General features: G+C 60.4%; 16 protein-coding genes. 10 read left to right on the top strand and 6 right to left on the bottom strand.

Features of this window, described 5'->3' with window-relative positions; translation table 11 throughout:
- Positions 1-18 precede the first annotated feature (18 nt).
- Entirely contained in the window at positions 19-1,473 is a 1,455-nt protein-coding gene (thiI, locus tag I5S59_RS17395) for a tRNA uracil 4-sulfurtransferase ThiI (RefSeq protein WP_197877708.1), read from the bottom strand.
- A gap of 331 nt (positions 1,474-1,804) precedes the next feature.
- On the opposite strand from thiI, the gene glnA reads away from it, so the two are divergent.
- The 4 genes from glnA to ntrC all read left to right on the top strand — a co-directional run bounded on the left by glnA (position 1,805) and on the right by ntrC (position 6,674).
- Positions 1,805-3,211: a type I glutamate--ammonia ligase gene (gene glnA / locus I5S59_RS17390; RefSeq protein WP_128321694.1), complete on the top strand. Its 1,407-nt coding sequence runs from the start codon at positions 1,805-1,807 to the stop codon at positions 3,209-3,211.
- 142 nt (positions 3,212-3,353) lie between these two features.
- Positions 3,354-3,899 carry a chorismate mutase gene (locus I5S59_RS17385; protein WP_197877707.1) on the top strand — a complete coding sequence of 182 codons (546 nt, stop codon included), beginning with the start codon at positions 3,354-3,356 and terminating at the stop codon, positions 3,897-3,899.
- Between the two features lie 256 nt (positions 3,900-4,155).
- Entirely contained in the window at positions 4,156-5,241 is a 1,086-nt protein-coding gene (glnL, locus tag I5S59_RS17380) for a nitrogen regulation protein NR(II) (RefSeq protein ID WP_128321696.1), read from the top strand.
- On the top strand, positions 5,238-6,674 hold the full coding sequence (gene ntrC / locus I5S59_RS17375; protein WP_197877706.1) for a nitrogen regulation protein NR(I): 1,437 nt from the start codon (positions 5,238-5,240) through the stop codon (positions 6,672-6,674). The genes glnL and ntrC overlap by 4 nt, the downstream gene beginning before the upstream one ends.
- A 325-nt stretch (positions 6,675-6,999) precedes the next feature.
- On the opposite strand, the gene I5S59_RS17370 is transcribed toward ntrC, so the two are convergent.
- Positions 7,000-7,437 carry a hypothetical protein gene (locus I5S59_RS17370; RefSeq protein ID WP_197877705.1) on the bottom strand — a complete coding sequence of 146 codons (438 nt, stop codon included), beginning with the start codon at positions 7,435-7,437 and terminating at the stop codon, positions 7,000-7,002.
- Between I5S59_RS17370 and I5S59_RS17365 the strand changes: the two genes are divergently transcribed.
- Positions 7,436-7,891: a tRNA (cytidine(34)-2'-O)-methyltransferase gene (locus I5S59_RS17365; protein ID WP_197877704.1), complete on the top strand. Its 456-nt coding sequence runs from the start codon at positions 7,436-7,438 to the stop codon at positions 7,889-7,891. The two genes, I5S59_RS17370 and I5S59_RS17365, sit on opposite strands and share 2 nt — an antisense overlap.
- Positions 7,892-7,940: 49 nt before the next feature.
- On the opposite strand, the gene secB is transcribed toward I5S59_RS17365, so the two are convergent.
- From secB to I5S59_RS17350, 3 genes are read right to left on the bottom strand one after another with little or no spacing between them, the layout of a single operon-like run.
- Entirely contained in the window at positions 7,941-8,429 is a 489-nt protein-coding gene (gene secB / locus I5S59_RS17360) for a protein-export chaperone SecB (protein WP_128321700.1), read from the bottom strand.
- A 41-nt stretch (positions 8,430-8,470) separates the two neighbouring features.
- A complete protein-coding gene (gene grxC / locus I5S59_RS17355; protein WP_128321701.1) occupies positions 8,471-8,725 on the bottom strand; it encodes a glutaredoxin 3 in 255 nt (84 codons plus the stop codon).
- Between the two features lies 1 nt (position 8,726).
- Positions 8,727-9,143, bottom strand: coding sequence for a rhodanese-like domain-containing protein (locus tag I5S59_RS17350; protein WP_197877703.1), 417 nt, complete (start codon positions 9,141-9,143; stop codon positions 8,727-8,729).
- Positions 9,144-9,359: 216 nt separating this feature from the next.
- Here I5S59_RS17350 and gpmI point away from each other — a divergent pair, with 216 nt between their 5' ends.
- The 4 genes from gpmI (at position 9,360) to I5S59_RS17330 (ending at position 14,499) form a co-directional block, all read left to right on the top strand.
- On the top strand, positions 9,360-10,895 hold the full coding sequence (gene gpmI / locus I5S59_RS17345) for a 2,3-bisphosphoglycerate-independent phosphoglycerate mutase (RefSeq protein WP_197877702.1): 1,536 nt from the start codon (positions 9,360-9,362) through the stop codon (positions 10,893-10,895).
- 128 nt (positions 10,896-11,023) lie between these two features.
- Positions 11,024-12,307: a murein hydrolase activator EnvC family protein gene (locus I5S59_RS17340; protein ID WP_197877701.1), complete on the top strand. Its 1,284-nt coding sequence runs from the start codon at positions 11,024-11,026 to the stop codon at positions 12,305-12,307.
- A gap of 93 nt (positions 12,308-12,400) precedes the next feature.
- A complete protein-coding gene (locus I5S59_RS17335; protein WP_197877700.1) occupies positions 12,401-13,726 on the top strand; it encodes a S41 family peptidase in 1,326 nt (441 codons plus the stop codon).
- Complete coding sequence (locus I5S59_RS17330) at positions 13,723-14,499, top strand: divergent polysaccharide deacetylase family protein (protein ID WP_197877699.1); 777 nt, start codon at positions 13,723-13,725, stop codon at positions 14,497-14,499. The genes I5S59_RS17335 and I5S59_RS17330 overlap by 4 nt, the downstream gene beginning before the upstream one ends.
- A gap of 5 nt (positions 14,500-14,504) precedes the next feature.
- Here the strand turns inward: I5S59_RS17330 and I5S59_RS17325 are convergent, their stop codons facing one another.
- A complete protein-coding gene (locus tag I5S59_RS17325) occupies positions 14,505-19,211 on the bottom strand; it encodes a dermonecrotic toxin domain-containing protein (RefSeq protein ID WP_197877698.1) in 4,707 nt (1,568 codons plus the stop codon).
- A 147-nt stretch (positions 19,212-19,358) separates the two neighbouring features.
- Here I5S59_RS17325 and I5S59_RS17320 point away from each other — a divergent pair, with 147 nt between their 5' ends.
- The gene (locus I5S59_RS17320; protein WP_197877697.1) at positions 19,359-20,843 is read left to right on the top strand and encodes a trypsin-like peptidase domain-containing protein; all 1,485 of its coding nucleotides are present in this window, start codon (positions 19,359-19,361) and stop codon (positions 20,841-20,843) included.
- Positions 20,844-20,855: the final 12 nt, after the last annotated feature.

Genomic DNA, 20,855 nt, shown 5'->3' with positions numbered 1-20,855 from the left:
CCATACAACCCCGGCGTTTTATGTCGGACGATAAACGCGCACATTGGCATGTCCCTCACTGAGCAAATGATGGGCATGCAGGCGACTCATCACACCCTTGTCGCAATACAGCAGGTACTGGCGCGTGGCATCCAGCTCCTTGAAGCGACTGTTCAGGGCGTAGAACGGCAAGGCCTTGACCTCGATACCGTCCAGTTCCAGAGGCTGGTCTTCCTGGGCATCAGGGTGGCGAATATCAATGACCACCTGCCCGGCCAGCGCCTGGCTGACTTCTTCGATCTGGATATCCTGGCCAAGTTCATCGATCACATTGTCGATGGACACCAGGCGCGCGCGCTCCAGCGCACGCTCGAGCACGGCCATGTCGAACTGCTTCTCTTCATGGTCGACGCGATGACGCTTGGCACAGGTGGTCGGGTTCACCGAAATCACGCCGCAGTATTCCGGCATGTGCTTGGCGAACTCGGCGGTACCGATCTGGTTGGCCTGGTCGATGATGTCCTGCTTGTGGCTGGCCAGCAGCGGACGCAGTACCAGTTTCTCGGTGGCCGAGTCGATCACGGCCAGGTTGGGCAGGGTCTGACTCGATACCTGGGAGATGGCTTCACCGGTCACCAGGGCATCGATTTCCAGACGGTCGGCAATGTTGGTCGCCGCTCGCAGCATCATGCGCTTGAGGGTCACGCCCATGTAGCTGTTGTCGACCTTGCCGAGAATCTCGCCGACCACTTCTTCGAATGGCACGCTGACAAACAGCACGCGCTGGCTGCTGCCGTATTTCTTCCACAGGAAGTGGGCGACTTCCATCACCCCCAGCTCGTGGGCGCGACCGCCAAGGTTGAAGAAGCAGAAGTGGGTCATCAGGCCGCGGCGCATCATCTGGTAGGCCGCCACGGTGGAGTCGAAGCCACCGGACATCAGTACCAGGGTCTGTTCCAGCGTGCCCAGCGGGTAACCGCCGATGCCCTTGTGCTGGTTGTGGATCACGTACAAGAGCTTGTCGCGCACCTCGATGCGCACCTCGACTTCAGGGGTGCGCAGGTCGATACCGGCGGCGCCGCACTGCTGGCGCAGCTGGCTGCCGACATAACGGTCGACGTCCATCGAGGTGAAGCTGTGGTGACCGCCACGCTTGCAGCGCACGGCAAAGCGCTTGCCGGGCAGCAGGTGACCAAAGTGGGTCTTGCACTTGGCGACGATGTCGTCAAAATCGCCCAGCGGGTACTCGTCGACCTGCAGGAAATGGGCGATGCCCGGCATGCAGGTCAGACGCTCGATCATCTCGCGCAGTACTTTCTCGTCCTCGATGCGGGTGACCACCTCGAGGTTGTCCCAGACACCGTCAACCGCGAGCGCAGGATCGAGGTCCTTGAGCACGGTACGGATGTTGCGGCCCAGTTGACGGATGAAGCGTTTGCGAACCGGGCGGCTCTTGATGGTGATCTCTGGGAAGACTTTTACGATTAGTTTCATTGAATACAGCGCGCGCGATGCCGACTAAAAAAGTGGGGCGCGGATTATAGCGGAAATTGCTCAAGGTTTAACCAATTAATCTACAGAAGGTTTTCGACGCACCAAAATGAGGCGCCTCACCACAAATGCGCCACTTAAGGGTGCACAAAACCACCTTCATTTTGGTTAAACACCCTCGCAACGCTCAGGAATCGGGCAAAAACTCCAAACCGGGGCACTGGCATGCAATTTGCTCCCTTGTGAGGCAGGTTGCCTTGGCCGACTATTCGCGCCCGGCATCACCCAAATTAAAGGGCTGCACAGGCAAGCTCTACCCCACCCGGAGGACACTATGTCGAAGTCGGTTCAACTCATCAAAGATCATGACGTTAAATGGATTGATCTGCGCTTCACGGACACCAAAGGCACCCAGCACCACGTGACCATGCCGGCCCGCGATGCGCTGGAAGACGACTTCTTCGAAGTCGGCAAAATGTTCGACGGTTCCTCCATCGCTGGCTGGAAAGGCATCGAAGCCTCCGACATGATCCTGATGCCGGTTGACGATACCGCCGTTCTCGATCCGTTCACCGAAGAGCCGACCCTGATCCTGACCTGCGACATCGTCGACCCTTCGAGCATGCAGGGCTACGACCGTGACCCGCGCGCGATCGCCAAGCGTGCCGAGGAGTACCTCAAGAGCACCGGCATCGGTGACACCGTATTCGCCGGTCCAGAGCCTGAGTTCTTCATCTTCGACGAAGTGAAGTTCAAGTCGGACATCTCCGGTTCGATGTTCAAGATCTACTCCGAGCAAGGCTCGTGGATGTCCGACCAGGACGTCGAAGGCGGCAACAAAGGCCACCGTCCAGGCGTCAAAGGCGGCTACTTCCCGGTTCCGCCGTTCGACCACGACCACGAAATCCGTACTGCCATGTGCAACGCACTGGAAGAAATGGGTCAGACCGTCGAAGTCCACCACCACGAAGTGGCGACTGCCGGCCAGAACGAAATCGGCGTCAAGTTCAACACCCTGGTGAAGAAAGCTGACGAAGTCATGGCTCTGAAGTACGTCGTGCACAACGTTGCCGATGCCTACGGCCGCACTGCCACCTTCATGCCGAAGCCGCTGTACGGCGACAACGGTTCGGGCATGCACGTTCACATGTCCATCTGGAAAGAAGGCAAGAACACCTTCGCAGGCGAAGGCTATGCCGGCCTGTCCGATACTGCCCTGTACTTCATCGGCGGTATCATCAAACACGGTAAGGCCCTGAACGGTTTCACCAACCCTTCGACCAACTCCTACAAGCGTCTGGTACCAGGCTTCGAAGCGCCGGTCATGCTGGCTTACTCGGCCCGTAACCGTTCCGCTTCGATCCGTATTCCTTACGTGTCGAGCCCGAAAGCCCGCCGTATCGAAGCACGCTTCCCGGATCCGGCTGCCAACCCGTACCTGGCCTTCGCAGCACTGCTGATGGCCGGCCTGGACGGTATCCAGAACAAGATCCACCCTGGCGATGCCGCTGACAAAAACCTGTACGACCTGCCGCCTGAAGAGGCGAAAGACATCCCACAAGTTTGCGGCAGCCTGAAAGAAGCGCTGGAAGAACTGGACAAAGGCCGTGCATTCCTGACCAAGGGCGGCGTGTTCTCTGACGACTTCATTGATGCCTTCATCGAGCTGAAGAGCGAAGAAGAAATCAAGGTCCGTACCTTCGTACACCCACTGGAATACGAGCTGTACTACAGCTGCTAATCCAGTGACGCCTGCGCAAGCAGCGTAACGAGAGGCCTCCTTCAGGAGGCCTTTTCTTTTTCTGACAATTTTATAGGACTCAGCTGACAGGTCAGACAGCCAGAAGGACGCACACTGAGGTTTTCCCGTCAGGACACCTGCCATGCGCTCACCGCTTACCCTGCTGCTCGCCCCGCTCTTGCTGATCCAGGGCTGCACATCCACACCTCCACCCGACACTGCCTTGCAGCGCTTGCTCACTAGCATTGAACAACGCCTGGACATCGCCGAAGCGGTTGCCCTGAACAAATGGGATTCAGGCCAGCCGGTGCAGGCCACCGAGCGTGAACAACAGGTCATCGCCAATGCCCAGACCCAGGCCCCGCGCTTTGGCGTCGACAGCCAACGGGCCGGCCTGTTCTTCAGCGATCAGATCGAGGCCAATAAACTGCTGCAGTACAGCGCCCTGTCGCGCTGGCACGCAGCCGGCAGCGCCCCAACGACAACGCGTATCGACCTTGCCACACAATTGCGTCCACAACTGGACCGTCTGCAGCGCAGCCTGCTCAGCGAGCTGGCCGAATTCGACCGCAACCCGCCTGCACGCTGCGATTCTGCGCTGGCGCACGCCATCGCCCAGCGCGCAACCGCCCCACAACGCAATCTGGCCCTGGTACGCGCCACCGTCCATTTGTGCGCCAGCCGCTGATCAATCCTCTATGCTCTATATTGGTGCACGCAACAGCGTGCACGTGAGCAAAGCAGCCCATTTTGGTTCAATCTCACGGCAACATCAGGGCTTTACAGCCATATTTAGCGCAATTACAGGTCTTTATCCGGCAAATCCGCTTCTTTTCGGAGCCTTGGTTTGTTTTTTGCATTTTCTTGTTACCAGCAGACAACCAGCGCCCGCGACCCTGGCACCACCGGGGTCGTCATGAGCCAAAAGAGGTCACCGACGCCCCATGACCATCAGCGATGCCCTGCACCGACTGCTACTGGACAACCTGACCACGGCCACCATCCTGCTCAATGCCGAACTGCGCCTTGAGTACATGAACCCGGCCGCGGAAATGCTCCTGGCCATCAGCGGCCAGCGCAGCCATGGGCAATTCATCAGCGAGCTGTTTACGGAGTCCCCCGAAGCGCTCAACTCCTTGCGCCAGGCCGTGGAGCACGCTCACCCTTTTACCAAGCGTGAAGCGCAGCTGACCTCGCTGACCGGGCAAACCCAGACCGTCGACTATGCCGTGACACCGATCCTCAGTAGCGGGCGCACGTTGCTGCTGCTGGAAGTGCACCCGCGCGACCGGCTGCTACGCATCACCAAGGAAGAGGCCCAGCTGTCTAAGCAGGAAACCACCAAGCTGCTGGTGCGCGGCCTGGCCCACGAGATCAAGAATCCCCTGGGCGGCATCCGCGGCGCCGCGCAATTGCTGTCCCGGGAGTTGCCCGAAGAAAGCCTCAAGGATTACACCAATGTGATCATTGAAGAGGCCGACCGCCTGCGCAACCTTGTCGATCGCATGCTCGGCTCGAACAAGCTGCCATCGCTGGCCATGACCAATATCCACGAAGTGCTGGAGCGGGTCTGCAGCCTGGTCGAGGCCGAAAGCCAGGGCGGCATTACCCTGGTGCGCGATTACGACCCCAGCCTGCCGGACGTGCTGATCGACCGCGAGCAGATGATCCAGGCGGTGCTCAACATCGTACGCAATGCCATGCAGGCCATCAGCGGCCAGAACGAATTGCGCCTGGGCCGCATCAGCCTGCGCACCCGGGCCATGCGCCAGTTCACCATCGGCCACACCCGCCATCGCCTGGTGGCCAAGGTCGAAATCATCGACAACGGCCCGGGCATCCCTGCCGAGCTGCAGGAAACCATCTTCTACCCCATGGTCAGCGGCCGCCCGGATGGCACCGGGCTGGGCCTGGCCATTACCCAGAACATCATCAGCCAGCACCAGGGCCTGATCGAGTGTGACAGCCATCCTGGCCACACCACGTTCTCGATCTTTCTGCCGCTGGAACAAGGAGCCTCCGCCTCATGAGCCGTAGTGAAACCGTCTGGATCGTCGATGATGATCGCTCCATCCGCTGGGTACTGGAAAAAGCCCTGCAACAAGAAGGCATGACCACGCAAAGCTTCGACAGCGCCGACGGCGTCATGAGCCGCCTGGCCCGCCAGCAACCCGACGTGATCATTTCCGACATCCGCATGCCCGGGGCCAGTGGCCTGGATCTGCTCGCGCAAATCCGCGATCAGCATCCGCGCCTGCCGGTGATCATCATGACCGCGCACTCCGACCTCGACAGTGCGGTGGCGTCCTATCAGGGCGGCGCATTCGAGTACCTGCCCAAGCCGTTCGATGTCGATGAGGCGGTATCGCTGGTCAAGCGCGCCAATCAACATGCGCAGGAACAGCAAGGCCTGGACGTCGCGCCGACGCTGACCCGCACCCCGGAAATCATTGGCGAAGCCCCGGCGATGCAGGAGGTGTTCCGCGCCATCGGCCGCTTGAGCCACTCCAACATCACCGTGCTGATCAACGGCGAGTCGGGTACCGGTAAAGAACTGGTCGCTCACGCCCTGCACCGCCACAGCCCGCGCGCCGCCTCGCCATTCATTGCGCTGAACATGGCAGCGATCCCCAAGGACCTGATGGAGTCCGAGCTGTTCGGTCACGAAAAAGGCGCGTTCACCGGTGCTGCCAACCTGCGGCGCGGGCGTTTCGAACAAGCCGATGGCGGTACGCTGTTTCTCGATGAAATCGGCGACATGCCGGCCGACACCCAGACCCGTCTGCTGCGCGTGCTGGCCGATGGCGAATTCTACCGGGTGGGCGGGCATGTGCCGGTCAAGGTCGACGTACGCATCATCGCCGCCACTCACCAGAACCTGGAAACCCTGGTGCAGGCCGGCAAGTTCCGCGAGGACCTGTTCCATCGCCTGAACGTGATCCGCATCCACATCCCGCGCCTGGCCGACCGTCGCGAAGACATACCGACCCTGGCCCGCCACTTCCTTGGTCGCGCCGCCCAGGAGCTCGCCGTAGAGCCCAAGCTGCTCAAGGCCGAGACAGAAGAGTACATGCGCAATCTGCCGTGGCCCGGCAACGTCCGCCAGCTGGAAAACACCTGCCGCTGGATCACCGTGATGGCTTCGGGTCGTGAAGTGCATGTCGGTGACCTGCCGCCCGAACTGCTCAACCTGCCCCAGGACGCCGCACCGGTGACCAACTGGGAACAGGCGCTGCGCCAATGGGCCGACCAGGCACTGGCCCGCGGCCAGTCGAGCCTGCTCGACAGTGCCGTGCCGAGCTTCGAGCGCATCATGATCGAAACAGCCCTCAAGCACACCGCCGGCCGCCGCCGCGATGCTGCAGTGTTGCTGGGTTGGGGACGCAATACCCTGACCCGCAAGATCAAGGAACTGGGCATGAAGGTCGATGGCGCCGATGAAGAAGGCGACGACGAAGCCTGAGCCGTGCCCCGGCAGGAGCGTAGCTTGCCCGCGAAGAACGATGACGCGGTGTGCCTGGTACACCGCAGTGCCAGGTTCGCCGGCAAGCCTGGCTCCTACGGCGAGGATCGATGAGACAGGACAGGTACAGCGTTTATGCCCCAATGCTGGACCCGACCAGTCTTCTGCGCACCGTCTGAAGGCACAAACCCTCGCCAAAACCCCGTACTAGACAGCAAAACCCTTTGTTTTACGGGCTGCAACAAAATTGGCACACAGCCTGCATTAGTATCAGTACTTCCAGTTTTGGGGGCCTTGGTACAGGCAGGCCGGGGATTCCCCTCTTTTATTCGTGCAGCCTCACCTGCACACGCCAGCGCCCATCGTCCTCTGCACCGGCCCACTCGCCGTGTAGGGGGCGGGCCGCCACCAGGGTGATCAACAACCCGCCATCGCTCTTCTGAACCCGCCAGCTCACCGGTTTGCCCTGCAAACGCAACTGACCGCGTGCAGCCTTGCCTTCAGCCTCGAACAGCAGCGCTACCGTCCCTTCGACGGTTTCCCCGTGCAGGTTGGGCGCTTCGTTGAACCACAGGTCCAGACCGCCCTCCACGACCTGAACCTGCTCCAGCACGCGCGGTTCGGGCGCAGTCAACCGACCGATCATCAAACCCACCAACATGCCGAACAAGGCCAGAGAAAACAGCACACGCGGCCATAGCTTCGAACGCGGGTCCGGTTCAGGAGTAGAATGCTCGCCATCTTTATATTCGGAGCCGTGCATGTTTCACGTCATCCTCTTCCAACCAGAGATTCCGCCGAATACCGGCAACATAATCAGGCTCTGCGCCAACAGCGGCTGTGCCTTGCACCTGATCGAGCCCATCGGCTTCGAGCTGGACGACAAGCGCCTGCGCCGCGCCGGGCTCGACTACCATGAGTATGCCACCCTCAAGCGCCACGCGGACCTTGCCAGCTGCCTGGAGAGCCTCGGCCAGCCACGCCTGTTTGCCTTCACCACCAAGGCCTCGCACCCCTACCACGAAACCGCCTTCCAGCCCGGCGACGCCTTCCTGTTCGGCCCGGAAAGCCGTGGGCTGCCCGCCGAGGTACTGGACAGCCTGCCTGCCGAGCAGCGCCTGCGCCTGCCCATGCGCGAGGGCTGCCGCAGCCTGAACCTGTCCAATACCGTCGCGGTGACGGTCTACGAGGCCTGGCGCCAGCAGGGCTTTGCCTGAGCCAAGAAAAAAGCGCCCCTCAGGGCGCTTTTTCGGCACATCGCAACACTTACTGCAGCGAAGGCGCTTCGCCGGCTTCCTGCATGCGCTGCATTTCCTGCGCGTACAGGGCGTCGAAGTTGACCGGCGACAGCATCAGTGCCGGGAACGAACCACGGGTCACCAGGCTGTCCAGCGCTTCACGGGCGTACGGGAACAGGATGTTCGGGCAGAACGCACCCAGAGTGTGGCTCATCGATGCCGCATCCAGGTTCTTGATCAGGAAGATACCGGCCTGCTGGACTTCAGCAATGAACGCCACCTCGTCACCGTTTTTCACGGTCACCGACAGGGTCAGGACGACTTCGTGGAAATCGCCTTCCAGGCCTTTTTGCTTGGTGTTCAGGTCCAGGGCAACGCTCGGCTCCCACTGCTGACGGAAGATCGCCGGGCTTTTCGGCGCTTCGAACGACAGGTCGCGAACATAGATGCGCTGCATCGAGAACTGAGGTGCGCCATCGTCTTCTGCAGCTGCGCCGTTGTTCAGTTGATCAGTCATGACAGATCCTTCTTTCCAGGGTCTTTAATAGGGGTTCTGATTCAAGCCTTGAGCAGGCCGTCGAGTTTACCGGCGCGCTCAAGGGCATACAGGTCGTCGCAACCGCCGACGTGGGTGTTACCGATCCAGATCTGCGGCACCGAAGTACGGCCGGCCTTCTGGCTCATTTCGGCGCGCACCTGCGGCTTGCCATCGACCTTGATCTCTTCGAACGCCACACCTTTGCTTTGCAGCAGGTGCTTGGCCCGCGAGCAGTAAGGGCAGTAGTCGCTGGAGTAGACGATGACGTCGCTCATATCACTTCACCAATGGCAGGTTGTCGGCTTTCCAGCTCGACACGCCACCGGACAGCTTGGCCGCGTTGAAGCCGGCCTTGAGCAGTTCGCGGGTGGTGGTGCCGGCGTGCTGGCCCATGGCGTCAACGACGATCAGGGTCTTGCCGGCCTTGTGTTTTTCCAGCTCGCCGATACGCGCGGCGAACTTGTCCTGCGGAATGTTCAGGGCGCCGACGATATGACCTGCCGCGTAGTCCTTGGCCGAACGAATGTCGATTACCAGGCCTTTCTCACTGTTGACCAGTGCAGTCAGTTCACCGGTGCTCAGGCTACGTCCGCCTTTGCGCGCTTCGGTGATGATCAGCAGCACCAGCAGAACGACGAAGATACCAACCAGCAGATAGTGATTTGTTGCGAATTCAATCAGGTGAGCAACCATCGGAGGGTGTTTCCAGGCCATTAAAAATGTTGGCCAGTATACACAGCCCCCAAGGTCGGCCAAAGCCCGCCCGACCGGCTAGTTGCCGGCAATTCTTCTTTACCCCGTGCAGCCCGTCGGACGGCGCCCGCTGCCACGTGAGGTAAATTCGTCTTTCTTGGCCAATTTGCCCTAAAATGCGTGCCTTTATCATCTGAACAACCGAGAGTGGGATTGATGACGAGCACGCCAAAACCTTTGGTCCTGATCATCCTGGATGGCTTTGGTCACAGCGAAAGCCACGAATACAACGCCATCTACTCGGCCAACACGCCGGTTTACGACCGCCTGCGCGCTACCCAGCCGCACGGCTTGATCTCCGGCTCCGGCATGGACGTCGGCTTGCCCGACGGGCAAATGGGCAACTCCGAGGTTGGCCACATGAACCTCGGCGCTGGCCGCGTGGTGTACCAGGACTTCACCCGGGTCACCAAGGCCATCAAGGATGGCGAGTTCTTTGAAAATCCCGTGCTCTGCGGCGCCGTAGACAAGGCAGCCAGTGCCGGCAAAGCCGTGCACATCCTCGGCCTGCTGTCCGATGGCGGCGTGCACAGCCACCAGGACCACCTGGTAGCCATGGTCGAACTGGCCGCCCAGCGTGGCGCCGAAAAAATCTACCTGCACGCTTTCCTCGACGGGCGCGACACGCCGCCAAAAAGCGCGCAATCGTCCATCGAACTGCTCGATGCCACCTTCGCCAAACTGGGCAAGGGCCGCATCGCCAGTCTGATTGGCCGCTACTTCGCCATGGACCGCGACAACCGTTGGGACCGTGTATCGACGGCCTACAACCTGATCGTAGACAGCGTCGCCGAGTACAGCGCCGACAACGCCCAGGCCGGCCTCGAAGCCGCCTACGCACGTGGCGAGAGCGACGAGTTCGTCAAGGCCACGCGCATCGGTGATGCGGTTCAGGTCGAAGACGGCGATGCGGTGATCTTCATGAACTTCCGCGCAGACCGTGCCCGCGAACTGTCGCGGGTGTTCGTCGAAGCCGACTTCAATGAGTTCCCTCGCGCCCGCCTGCCAAAACTGGCCGCCTACATCGGCCTGACCCAGTATTCGGCAAAAATCCCGGCCCCGGCCGCCTTTGCACCGGGCAGCCTCAACAACGTGCTGGGCGAATACCTGGCAAAAAATGGCAAGACCCAGCTGCGCATTGCTGAAACCGAGAAGTACGCACACGTCACCTTCTTTTTCTCCGGCGGACGCGAAGAGCCGTTCGAAGGCGAAGAACGTATCCTGATCCCGTCGCCAAAGGTCGCCACCTACGACCTGCAGCCAGAGATGAGCGCCCCGGAAGTCACCGACCGCATCGTCGAAGCCATTGAGCAGCAACGCTACGACGTGATCGTGGTCAACTACGCCAACGGCGACATGGTCGGCCACAGCGGCGTCTTCGAAGCCGCGGTCAAAGCCGTCGAGGCGCTGGACCTGTGTGTCGGACGCATCGTCGAGGCGCTGGACAAGGTCGGTGGCGAAGCCCTGATCACCGCTGACCACGGCAACGTCGAGCAAATGGAAGACGCCTGCACCGGCCAGGCGCATACCGCGCACACCACCGAGCCGGTGCCGTTCATCTATGTCGGCAAGCGCAACGTCCAGGTTCGCGAAGGCGGTGTGCTGGCTGACGTGGCGCCGACCATGCTGAAACTGCTGGGCCTGGAAAAGCCTGCAGAAATGACTGGCACCTCGATTCTGATCGACGCCTGAAGCCCGTAAACCGGCCGCAACGGTCGGTTTTCCGGACCAACGCCTCAACGCAGTTGCCTTGAGGCGTTTTTTTTGCCGCCTGCGGCGGGCATACTAGGCCAGTCTCTATCCCTGGTGTCGCCCACTCCATGTTTCGCGCCCTGATACTACTTGCCTTGACTTGCCTGCTCAGCCCGGCGTTAGCCGACGAGCGCGCGCAAACCCAGCAGCAACTGGACGCCACGCGTCAGGACATTGCCGAGCTGAAAAAAATGCTCGGCCAGTTGCAGCAGGAAAAATCCGGTGTGCAGAAAGACCTGCGCAGCACTGAAACCGACATCGGCAAGCTGGAGAAGCAGGTGGAGGCCCTGCAACAAGAACTAAAAAAGACCGAGGGCGAGCTGGAGCGCCTTGATCACGAGAAAAAAAAACTCCAGAGCGCCCGCGTTGAACAACAACGCCTGATTGCCATCCAGGCCCGTTCGGCCTACCAGAACGGCCGCGAGGAATACCTCAAGCTGCTGCTCAACCAGCAGAACCCGGAAAAATTCGCGCGCACCCTGACCTATTACGATTACCTGAGCCAGGCGCGCCTGGAACAGTTGCGCAATTTCAACGAAACCTTGCGCCAGCTGGCCAACGTCGAGCAGGACATCAGCCTGCAGCAAGCGCAGTTGCTGACCCAGCAAGGCACCCTCGATACCCAGCGCCAGGAACTGGAAAAAGTCCGCGCCGAGCGCCAGCAGGTGCTGGCCAAGCTGAACACCGACGTCAAGGCCCGTGACCAGAAGCTGCAGGCCCGTGAGCAAGACCAGGCCGACCTGACCCGGGTGCTGAAGACCATTGAGGAAACCCTCGCGCGTCAGGCCCGTGAAGCGGAAGAAGCGCGGCAAAAAGCCTTGCTCGCTGCCCAGGAAGCCGAAAAACAGCGCCAGCGCGAAGCCCTGGCGGCCAGCAGCGATGCACCGAAAAAGCCCAGGGCCATTCCCGGCCCGCTGGTTTCAAGCAGTGGCGAAACCTTCGGCGGGGCTTTTTCTGCAGCCCGCGGAAAACTTCCATGGCCTGTCAATGGTCGATTGCTGGCACGATTTGGTGAAACCCGGGGTGACGACTCCCGGGCGAAGTGGGATGGTGTGATGATCAGCGCCTCGCCAGGCAGCCAGGTGCATGCGGTACATGGCGGCCGGGTGGTGTTTGCCGACTGGTTGCGCGGCGCTGGACTTCTGGTCATTCTCGACCATGGTAATGGTTACCTGAGCCTGTACGGCCATAATCAGAGCCTGCTCAAGAGCGCCGGGGATGTCGTCAAGGCCGGTGAGGCGATTTCTACCGTCGGCAACAGCGGCGGCCAGGACAACTCAGGGCTGTATTTCGCCATCCGCCAGCAAGGTCGCCCAAGCGACCCCGCACAATGGTGCCGTGCCCAGGGATAGGTACCCGCCACTCTCTATTTGACGGCATAGCGCGATATCGGGCTATGCCGAGGCTCCAGCCGGAGCGCTACCAGGATCAGGAGTTCGTTCGACATGCTGCATTCGCCTCGCCTCACCTCGCTGGCCCTGACCATTGCCATGGTCCTCGGTGCGCCCCTGGCCCGTGCGGCCGAGCCTGCCAAGCCAACTGCGGTGCCGGCCACGACGGTTTCTGCGCCAGCAAAGGCGCCGCTACCGCTGGATGAGCTGCGCACCTTCGCCGAGGTCATGGACCGGATCAAGGCAGCCTATGTCGAGCCTGTGGATGACAAGACCCTGCTGGAGAATGCCATCAAGGGCATGCTCAGCAACCTCGACCCGCATTCCGCCTACCTGGGCCCGGAAGACTTCCAGGAGCTGCAGGAGAGCACCAGTGGTGAGTTCGGCGGCCTGGGGATCGAAGTGGGCATGGAAGACGGCTTCGTCAAAGTCGTCTCGCCTATCGATGACACCCCCGCCACCCGCGCCGGTATCGAGGCCGGCGACCTGATCGTCAAGATCAACGGCCAGCCGACCCGCGGCCAGACCATGACCGAAGCGGTCGACAAAATGCGCGGCAAGATCGGCGAGAAGATCACCCTGACCCTGGTACGCGACGGCGGCACGCCCTTCGACGTGACCCTGGCCCGTGCGGTCATCCAGGTCAAGAGCGTCAAGAGCCAGCTGCTTGAAGACGGCTACGGTTACATCCGCATCACCCAGTTCCAGGTTAAAACCGGCGAAGAAGTTGGCAAGGCCCTGGCCAAGCTGCGCAAGGACAACGGCAAGAAACTGCGCGGCCTGGTCCTGGACCTGCGTAACAACCCCGGCGGCGTGCTGCAATCGGCCGTTGAAGTGGCCGACCACTTCCTGACCAAGGGCCTGATCGTCTACACCAAGGGCCGTATCGCCAACTCCGAACTGCGTTTCTCTGCCGACCCGGCCGACGCCAGCGAGGGCGTGCCACTGGTGGTGCTGATCAACGGCGGCAGTGCCTCGGCCTCGGAGATTGTTGCTGGCGCCCTGCAGGACCAGAAGCGCGGCGTGTTGATGGGCACCGACAGCTTCGGTAAAGGCTCGGTGCAAACCGTGTTGCCGCTGAACAATGATCGCGCCCTCAAGCTCACCACCGCGTTGTACTACACCCCGAACGGCCGTTCGATCCAGGCCCAGGGCATTATCCCGGACATCGAGGTGCGCCAGGCCAAGCTGACCGCCGAAGCGGACAGCGAAAACTTCAAGGAAGCCGACCTGCAAGGACACCTGGGCAACGGCAACGGCGGCGCCGACCGTCCAACCAGCAGCACTGCCAAGCGCAAGGAGCGCCCGCAGGACAATGACTTCCAGCTCAGCCAGGCCATCAGCCTGCTCAAGGGCCTGAGCATTACCCACAGCAAGTGACGCGTTACCTGCTGTGCCTGCTGCTGTACCTGGTGAGCGGCGCCGCGTTGGCGGCGCCCGCCCATCAGAGCAAGGCGTACATGAGCCTGATCATCGACGATCTGGGCCAGAACAGTGCTCGCGACGACCGTACCCTGGCCCTGCCCGGCCCGGTGACGATGGCGATCATGCCCGACACCCCGCATGCCAGCGACTTCGCCCGTCAGGCTCACAAAGCCGGCAAGACGGTGATCCTGCACATGCCCATGGACCCGGCCACCGGCCCCTACGCCTGGCATCCGGGGACGCCATTGCCGGAGTTGGCCCAGCGCCTGGATGCTGCCCTGGCCAAAGTGCCGTATGCCGCCGGAATCAACAATCACATGGGCAGCCTCATGACCTCGCAAGCCGAGCCGATGGCGTGGCTGATGGCCGAACTGCAACGCCGCCACCTGTTTTTCGTCGACAGCCGCACCAGTGCCGCCACCGTGGCGGCGGCCAAGGCCCAAGCCATCAGTCTCGCGCATGTATCGCGGGATGTGTTCCTGGATGATGTGCGCACACCCGAGGCCATTGCCGGGCAATTGCAGCAAGGTGTAGACCTGGCGCGCAAACAGGGATCAGCCGTTTTGATCGGCCACCCCTACCCGCAGACGCTTGAAGTGCTGGAACGAGAAATGCCCCGGCTAAAGAGCCAGGGCATTGAACTGATCACGCTCAAGCAGATGATTGCCGAGCGCAGCAACCAGGCCATGCCGGCGCATGGCAGCCACGGTGTCTACCGCAACCGTTGAGCCCCTCAGTCGAACGGAATGATCCCTTCGACCTCGCTCAATACCAGGTTGCCTCGGTAGACCGCCAGCAAAGCACGCGAGTTACCACGCACGGCTTCCATCTGTGCTTTCTGGCCAATTTTGCGCTGCGACCAGATCTTCAGGTGGCCTTTGGCAAACTGGCGTGCCGGAACATCGGCGTCCGGATAATGGAAATGCGCCTCCCAAATGCCGGTACCCCTGGTATTACCCCGGGATGGCAAGCGGTGGACCTCATAAATATCCAGGTAGTCATTGGCCGAGAGCATTTTCCGGCGTGTGGTTGGCAGGATGGAGATCTGCTTCTCCTCAAACAGGAAACGCAGCCCGGTCGCTGTTGGGTGGCTGGTCGTCAAGTAATAGCTGGTCAGCAGGTCGTGCTGCGTATTTTCCAGACGCTCGATGGCATCCGACAACTTCGCACCAAACTCTGCCGAGACACCCGTGCTGTCCAGCGCCTCGGAAGCCTCCTTGAGCCGCTCGACAAGCCCCTCCACGATCGACTGCATGCCAATTGGCTCGTCCTTTCCGATGTAGCGCTGGGCCAGTTTTAGCGTGGGCTCCACCTGCCCAAGAGCATTACGCGCCATTGACCTGGCAGCCCCTACATCATGACTGTTGGCGCTTGGCTGGCTTTCATCGACAGGTTCCTCGAGGTCCTCCACCCAGACATCCTGCTGCTTGCGGAAAGTCTTGAGGACTTTAGTGCCCGATGAATCCTTTTGCTGCACGACATCGTGACCATCGACCTGTACTTCTTCGCCAATGACACTGCGCCCGCTGTGTGTCTTGACCACTTGATGTTTGCCCGTTCGACGCCGGTACACCTGTGTTTTGAGCTGCACCGGATCGAAAAGCTCAGATTCGCGAATGGCCATGGCCATTTCTTCCTGCGCCGAGTCAATCAAGGTGTCCAGCACCTTCAGGTAATCGTTAAGGGGACCCGTCTGGATCACCTCATCACCTGACTCGGCGAACAACACTGCATGCCCCTGGGCAGCCTTGTAACTGTCCAGGACCTCGCTCAGCAGCTCGAGCCGCTGCGCTGCTGGCACCTCGATCACCGCCAATTTGCCATGCTCGCTTCCAGCACTTTTCAGTGCCTCGTTCCACAACTGTGCGTGATAGTGGATGAGCGTTTCTTCATCGTCTCCGGCTCTGCGATTCAGGCTCAACTCAGCCAGGTCTTCGAGCAAAACCATCTGGAGCTCGGTAAAACTGACCTGGCGGCTTATGATGTAATCCTCGAGCAAGACCTGTTTGTCCTGTCGCTCGCCGCCTTCATCCTTGAAAACGATATCGTCATCTTTGAGTGCTTCTGCCAGCAGCCTGTCCAGATGCTTCGATATCCAGACTAGATCGAATTGCTTGGTGACAACTTCCTCAACCAGAGACCGGACATAGTCATAGTGTTCCAGTTCAGTGTCACTGATTGGACGCGCCACCATCTCGTCGATGAGCTCTTTCACATCGATGTCATTGATGGTTACTGATGTATCGTTATAAAACGCAATAGCGCTATCGATGAGTTGCTGACGCACCGCGCTTCGATGAATTTTGATGGCGGGCATCAATTCCTGTCGGGCGAACCTGGGCTGGACCATCTGGCTCAAGAGCTGATCCAGCTTCAGGTCCACCTCAAGCATCACTTTCAGATCTGCCATCACCTGGTACTTGGCTCGAATAACATCGGCGCGAGCAATCTTGATTTTTTCGTCAAACGCCTGAATCAGGGTAAGGCCTGCAGGGTTCTCGGGTACTTTGTCCCGCTGGGCTTTGAGCTTGTCCACATGACTTTGCCGGTCGTCCCAGGTGGATTTGCTCAGGCCGAAACTCTCCCCGGCGCGGTTACTCTCGATATTAAGGGCCTTCTCCTGCGCTTTGAGCTGCAAGAACTCTTTCTGGTTTTCTTCCCGGAGCAGGTCCGCCCGTCGCTTCGGTCCCCCTCCAAGCAATCGCAAGCCCGCTTCGACACGCCAGAGTCCATGGCGGTAATGCAGCCAGGGACCTTTTTTCCCTTCAGCGCCTAGAACCTGTACACCTTGATCAGACACCTCCACAAGGTAAGCGTCGCCAACCAGGCTGGCGTAATGATCCGTACCGATCCGGTACAAACCGCGTTCAGGCCCGGACTCAAGTGCCTCAACGCCATTTAGGGACACGCTGGAGCGCAGTCCTTGCAGCGCCTTGCGTTGCTCCGTCGGGAGTACGTTGAACCCTTGTCTGCCACGCCAGGTAAAATCCAGCTGCAAACCGGGGCGCTCGGCGAGCGAGCCTGGCAAGCCTTGTTTTCCCATCACAGGCGCCTGGGCAGCGCTTACCGGGCCAGGCCCAGGCGGCAGACCGTCAAATACAACTGCATCGGGCAAACTTCGTGTCGCCACCGCGTCCCCTTTCGGCAAGCGGGCGTGGAACATGGCCATGCCAAGGTTCAGGATCAAATCAACCACAGCCGCCGATCGCTCAAATTCGCTGCCTCGGTTGAGTGCTCTCACATCAGATTCCAAGCCTTTGATGACCTGTACCAGCCAGGCCACGCTGGCCACAGGTCCACGCAACAACAAGGTGGCGACGTCAAACAGCAACCAGGCACCTTGCACAAGCAAAGCCCAATGGCTTTCGGCGCTGGAAACCGACTGACGATCAGCCAGCTCAACCAGCAAATCACGGTTAGCCATGTAGAGCTTGGCATCGACATCGAATTGCCAGAACTGCGCAAAGAAACTTGCCGGCTTCACCGGCTCAGGCAACAACTGGGTATCCACGATGGGCAACCCCAGATGCGGTTCACTGAATCCTCCTTGATCGTAGATGCTTCGCGCTTGCGGCTTCAGCCACTCGAGGATGCTGTCCTGCAGTGTGCCGGGCTGACGAATCGCCTCCATCATCGCTGCAAGGCTGGTGAATTCCTTCAATGCAGCAGCGCTGTACAGCGGGCGGTAGAGCAGCACGGTCTCCGGCTCCGTCGAAAACAGTACATACATGCCACTGACCTGATCAGGTTCACGGTCTGCCGGTACACGACCGAACGCCAGCGGCATCAACATGATGCCTGGCAATGCCCGGTCGACATGATGGCCGCAGTAGTCGACCACACACTGCAGACCTGCCTCACTGAGCGTTCCGCCCAATTTAGCGGTCAGCGCGCTGAACAGCAGCGAACAGCGCCATTCCCGGGCAAAGCAACTCACCCGTTGTTCGCGGGTGGCCGGGTCATCCAGTTGCTGTGCGACATACCCCGGATAATGGCCGCCAATATCGACCTTCTCGACCAGCGAACGGACATAGTCAACGTTCATCCAGTCCATGATCAGCTGTTCGTTGCGGTGCTCGATCGCAGTTAACGTTGCGCCTTGCAGTGAACTCAGATTGCCGATGGCGAACTGGGTGAGGGTCATGCTGCGGGTCTCGACCACGCCGCCGCCGACACCTGTACCCGCGCCACCTGGAGTTCCTTTGGCGAGCGTAAGCGTCAGGTTCAGGTCGTCGGGAAAGTAATTGGCATCGTCCGGATGATCTCTGAGCAGTTGCGCGCGCAAACAAGCGCTGGCATAGCTGTGCAGGTCCTGCACATCGTCGAGTGCAGCCTTGCCCTTCGATTGCGCCTGGGCCAGGGCAAGCTCGAAGAGCCCACACTGGTATGCAAAACTGTCCTCCGCCAAAGCGTTCATTAAGCCCGGCGGTACCGCAACGTTCGCATCACCGCTGGCCACATACCCTTCGATAAACCATTGCGCCGGGTCAGTCAGCGCACCGTACAACGCCTCCATATCCGCAACGCCGGCCTGCCGCGAACCATGCAGGCGCTGCAGGTTCTCCAGCATGATATTGAGCAGCAACGCAGCTTGCTGGGAGAAGGGGTCACCTTCCAGTTGATAACGGTTCCAGCGCATCGACCCAAATGTGCATCGGCCTGCCATTTCGCTTTGCAGCGCCAAGGCAAAGTCGTCCAGCGAATCAAAGACCCTCACCACACTCGACGGCGCGCACCACAACACCACCGTGCGCTCATCCCATTCGCCAACCACCAGCAGGTTCGGCAGCATGCGCAGGAAGGTCTGCCCGTTGGCTTCGAGCTGCACTTCCACGGTGAACACATCGGGCTGCTCGTCACCGCCTTTCAACAGCCCATAGATGCAGGCCGCTTGCGAGTCGCCAAGCCCTTGAAGTGGCAAGTTGCGCAGCAGTGCCGATTTCAGTGTCTGCTGCAGCCAGCGATCCCGGCTGACGCCGACACTTGATATGCCACGCCAGTAATCGATCTGGGCTTGCTGGAAGTGGTACGGCAACTCGGCCAGCAGATCGTTGATCGAGTCGGTGATGCCTTTCAGGGCGATAAACTCAAAGCCATCACTGCCTTCGAAGCGGTAGGGCTCAACAAACGTCAGTCCATGCTGTTGATCATGGATCTTCTCCAGATCCAGCGCTTTGCCATCCAGTACGGCCTGCAACAGAACCTCAGTCAGCGGCGCTGACGCTTGAGCATTTCCCGGCCCAGGCTGAGGAATCAACAGACGAAGTGGCTCAGCGTCGGTCAATAGTGGCCGGACAGTGGAGAGGCTCGGATGGCGCTCGACCAGAAGCTGCAGGGCCTTGCGTCCGAGCACCTGGCGCAGAGTGGGGCGGCTGGCGAACTGCAGGGCCACGGCGCGCTTGAAGTCCTGCGCCGGCAAATGGATTGTCTGGTTGCTCATAAACGTAGTGCTCCATACAAACGGTAAGCCCTACGCTAGCCACCCGGCCTTTTGCGGCGGTGTTAGATATTGCTTGAGCGTTATGTACCGCAGGCCCTTCGCACAACAACGCACATTGACGTCGGCAACCCACAAAGGAGTCTTTCAATGCCGACAATCACCCAACGCCTGTTCGGGGCAGCCTTGATCTGCACGTCACTCCAGACACTTGCGGAGCAAACCGAGTCAACCCCTTCCCCCAGCGCCGTGACGCTGACCAATGCTCAAGGCGAAAACAGCCAGTGGAGTGGAATCGGGCGCCTGTCCCTTCCGAAAAACACGCAATGCATCGCCACACTGATCGACAGTCGCGACCCACTCACCTCATCGAATGGGCCTGCCTACGTCATAACCAGTGGTCATTGCGTGGACAAGCGCAATGGCGTCATCGTCCAGGATCAGTTACTGGAAGGCACTGTCAGCTTCAACTTCTTCATCGATACCCAAGAGGCGCGTCAAACCTTTCCCCTCAAGCGCATCGTATGGAGCAGCATGCAAGGCATCGACCTGGCATTGCTGGAGCTGGAAAGCAGCCTGGAAGAGGTCATCGCCCAGGCTGTAACACCACTTGCACTGGGCGCCAGCCCTGCCGCCGGCAGCGCGGTCAGGGTGATTGGCGAACCCAGCCAGCCTGATCAAGGTCTTCGTCTTGGATCTTGTGCAGAAGATAACGCAGACGTGGTCATCGAAACGCCCTGGGTCTGGCGCAACGTCCGACGCAATCACTGCCCCGGGTTGGCCGAAGGTGCTTCAGGCAGCCCGGTTGTCACAGCGGCTGACAACCTTGTCGTCAGCGTGGTGAACAGCGTCGCAAGCGAGACGAGCAAACTGCCCCGCTGCGGTCTGGACAATCCGTGTACGCCACAGGAAAACCAAACGCAGAACAACCGCACGACCAATTACGCCGCACCGGTTCAACGTATCAAAGGCTGCTTCAAGGACGGTCGGGCCGATTTGAGTCTGGAGAGCTGCGACCTGCTCCCGGCCTTTCAATTCAAGGCGCTGGCGCCCATCAACCGCTTGCAAAAGATTGCTACCAGCGCGGAGGGTGAGCCGGTACTGCCCTCCTGGAATCTGCCGTTCCAGATCGACACCCCGAGCTATCGCTACAAAACCAGCCTGGACGCCCTGGCCTGTGAAGACCCGATCGGCTACAGCGGTGCCGTTGCCGCCAGCGAAAACCTGATCGATGTGCCCATCGGGCCGCAGCCGGGCTGGAACTTCCTGTGCGTAATCGGCGTTCAGGAGCCGGACGAGCGGCCGTCCTACGCACTCATGGGCAATGCCTTGAGCCTGCCGGTCAAACTCCTTCCCGCTGGCCCGCCTGTTATCAACTTCACCAGCGTGCGGCGGCCTGATGGCGGTGTTGACATAGCCTGGCATCGAACCCCTGACCTGCTGCTGTACACCATCAAACGCGGCGCCCCGGACGCCGTCGACTGCGATGACCCCAAGGGCTATCGCGCGCTGGCGCGCAACCGGCATACCCTCGCAGCGGCGAAGCTACCGATCAAGTTCTGCACCAAGGCTGTGGATATCCTCAAGCAGGAGTCCGCGCCGCAAGCCGACATCATCAATGCCAGTGACGACTGAACCCCCTGAAAC

Origin of the sequence: Pseudomonas alkylphenolica, from assembly GCF_016009175.1 — a bacterium.
GTDB lineage: Bacteria > Pseudomonadota > Gammaproteobacteria > Pseudomonadales > Pseudomonadaceae > Aquipseudomonas > Aquipseudomonas alkylphenolica_B.
Note: the sequence above shows the minus strand (reverse complement) of the source record. Positions and strands in the feature narration are given on the sequence as shown.